The organism is Sulfuricaulis sp., assembly GCF_049587675.1.
Taxonomy (GTDB): domain Bacteria; phylum Pseudomonadota; class Gammaproteobacteria; order Acidiferrobacterales; family Sulfurifustaceae; genus Sulfuricaulis.
Genome location: NZ_JBAVEJ010000167.1, coordinates 1 through 2,988, shown reverse-complemented (window position 1 = coordinate 2,988; position 2,988 = coordinate 1). Strand labels below are relative to the sequence as shown.

General features: G+C 64.0%; 3 protein-coding genes. 2 read left to right on the top strand and 1 reads right to left on the bottom strand.

Annotation, left to right across the window (positions count from 1 at the left end):
* On the bottom strand, positions 1 to 88 hold an 88-nt coding region (locus WB402_RS08620; protein ID WP_424206906.1), incomplete at its 3' end, for a hypothetical protein.
* 270 nt (positions 89 to 358) lie between these two features.
* Between WB402_RS08620 and istA the strand changes: the two genes are divergently transcribed.
* Entirely contained in the window at positions 359 to 1,882 is a 1,524-nt protein-coding gene (istA, locus tag WB402_RS08615) for an IS21 family transposase (protein ID WP_424206904.1), read from the top strand.
* Positions 1,883 to 1,893: 11 nt separating this feature from the next.
* Positions 1,894 to 2,661: an IS21-like element helper ATPase IstB gene (gene istB, locus WB402_RS08610; RefSeq protein ID WP_424206902.1), complete on the top strand. Its 768-nt coding sequence runs from the start codon at positions 1,894 to 1,896 to the stop codon at positions 2,659 to 2,661.
* Positions 2,662 to 2,988 lie beyond the last annotated feature (327 nt).

Here is a 2,988-nt window from a genome sequence, read left to right as displayed (position 1 = left end):
GCTTGATGTCGCGCTGTTCGAAGAAACGTTCCACGGCGTTGCGCGTGCCCGAGCCGCGCTCGCGCAGGATGAAGTTTTCTTCCACCAGCCGGCTGAGCGGAATGCGGCTGATCTGCGCCAGGGGGTGGTCGGGGCGCGCAATTGGGTATTCCGGAGCATCGTGACCGCTGATTCCGGGCTATCGTGACCGGTCATTCCGGCGCATCGTGACCGTCTATTCCGGGCTATCGTGACCGATTTCTGGCATCTTCCGGAATTGGCGGTCACGATACCGGAACGGCGTCGTGCAAAGCAGTAATGGTGTTACGCATATAACAACCGAGCCGGTACGCTTTCCAGTTTTTTGTCTGGAGACAGCGTGCCCGCACCAAGGATCACTATGCGTAATATAAAAGACGTACTGCGTCTGAAACTGGACGCCAAGCTCTCACACCAGCAGATTGCCGCTGCGCTGGGCATTTCGAAGGGCGTCGTCACCAAGTATGTGGGTCTCGCCGCTGCGGCAGGCCTGGACTGGCCGGCGGTTCAAGGCGCCGACGAAGCCGCGCTGAAGCGGCGCCTGCTGGTCGCCCCCGAAAGGCCGCGCGACCATGTTCAGCCGGACTATGGCCGCTTGCACCATGAATTGCGGCGCAAGGGCATGACGCTGATGCTGCTGTGGGAGGAATACCGGGCCGATCACGCGGACTGCCAGACCTACGCCTATTCCCAGTTCTGCGACAACTACCGGCGCTTCGCCCGGCAACTCAAGCGCTCGATGCGCCAGATCCACCGCGCCGGCGAGAAGCTGTTCATCGATTTCGCCGGCCCCACCATCGTCTTGACCGATGGCAGCCGCGCCCACATCTTCGTCGCCGCGATGGGCGCCTCCAGCTACACTTTTGCCTGCGCCACGCCGCGCGAGACGATGGCCGACTGGCTCGGATCGACGGCGCGTGCGCTGAGTTTCTATGGCGGCGTGCCCCAACTCATCGTCCCCGACAACCCGAAGGCGATGATCGCCGACGCCAACCGCTACGAGCCGCGCAGCAACGACACGGTGCTCGACTTCGCGCGCCACTATGGCACCTCGATCCTGCCGGCGCGGCCGCGCCATCCCCAGGACAAGGCCCTTGTGGAATCAGCGGTGCAGATCGTCGAACGCTGGATCATGGCGCGCCTGCGCCATCAGCCATTCAGCAGCGTGCACGAGGTCAACCAGGCCATCGCGCCGCTGCTGACGCGGCTCAACGACAAGCCGTTCCAGAAGCTGCCCGGCAGTCGCGCCAGCACCTTCGCCACGCTTGATGCGCCGGCCTTGTTGCCGCTGCCGCTGCAGCGCTATGAACTGGCGCACTTCAAGACCGTCAAGGCGCACATCGACTACCACGTCGAGGTGGAGCGCCATCGCTACAGCGTGCCGCACGCGCTGGTTGGCCAGGTGCTGGAAGCGCGCGTCACGACGACGGTGGTTGAGATCATGCATCGCGGACAGCGTGTGGCCAGCCACGCCCGCAATAGCCGGCAAGGCGGCTTCACCACCATCGCCGCCCACATGCCGGCCGCGCATCGCGCCCACATGGAGTGGACGCCGCAGCGCCTGATCCACTGGGGCCAGAGCATCGGCCCGGCCACGGCCGAGGCGGTGACGCGACTGATGGCGGAGAACAAGCATCCCGAGCACGGCTACCGCGCCTGCCTCGGCTTGCTATCGCTGGCCAAGCGCTACGGCAAGCCCCGTCTTGAGGCAGCCTGCACGCTGGCCTTGCAGATTGGCGCCTGCCAGTACCGCCACGTGCGCGACATCCTGACCAACAACCGCGACCAGAGCACGCCGACAACCACTGGCGACTGGATCAGTCCCGAGCACGCCCACGTGCGTGGCCCTGACTACTATCAATAAGGAATTCCAAGATGATGATGCATACGACCCTGGCGCAACTGCGCACCCTGAAACTGGACGGCCTGGCGACGGGCCTGGAAGAACAACTGGCCCAGCCCGGCATGGCCGCGCTGAGCTTCGAGGAACGCGTCGCGCTCCTGATCGACCGGGAGGTCCACTGCCGTAACGACCGCAAGCTGCTGCGCCTGCTCAAGAACGCGCACCTGAAATATGGCCAGGCGGCCATCGAGGACATCGACACCCGCTCGGGCCGCGGGATCGACCGCCGCGAGGTGATGAGCCTGGCATTGGGAGATTGGGTCAGTGCCGGCCACAGCGTGTTGATTACTGGGCCGACCGGCGCCGGCAAATCCTGGCTCGCTTGCGCCCTGGCGCAACACGCCTGCCGGCGCGGTTACTCCGCCATCTATCAGCGTGTACCCCGCCTGCCGGAAGAACTGCGCATCCGGCACGGCAGCGGGGTCTTCGGCAAATGGCTGATTCAACTGGCCAAGACCGATGTGCTGGTTCTGGATGACTGGGGCATGGGCGCGATCGACAGCATGACGCGCTCCGACCTGCTGGAAATCATCGACGACCGCGCCGCCAACAAGGCCACGATCATTACCAGCCAATTGCCAGTTGAGCACTGGCATGCATGGATCGGTGACGCCACCATCGCCGACGCCATCCTCGACCGCATCATGCAGCGCAATCACCGCTTCACGCTGACCGGCGATTCACTGCGCACCGAACGAACAAAAACCAGCAGAAAGGAGAAAAATATCGACCCATCGTGACCGCAGACTTTACAATTTAACCGCGTAACACCACCCGATGCGCAACGGTCACGTTCAGCCGGAATGAGCGGTCACGTTCACCGGAATACGCAAGATCGTGGACAGGTGGGGCAGACGGGACCACCACTGCTTCAAGCTGCAGGGCGAGGACGGGCGGCGACCTACTTTTGCGCCACGACGCGCCCTCAGGCCTCTGGGAGTTCGCCTTCTACGAAAGCGGACAGGGGCCAGCCAAGTGACCGTAAGGGTCTTTTCCATCCTGATTTTCCTGGCGTGGCTGGCCGGCTGTGCCACCCCCCTGGTGCAGGTGCGCGGAGAGCGCCTGAC

What these genes read in the sequence shown, in the direction of transcription:
- istB (WP_424206902.1), top strand. Translation starts at nt 1,894, where the DNA reads ATGATGATGCATACGACCCTGGCGCAACTGCGCACCCTGAAACTGGAC.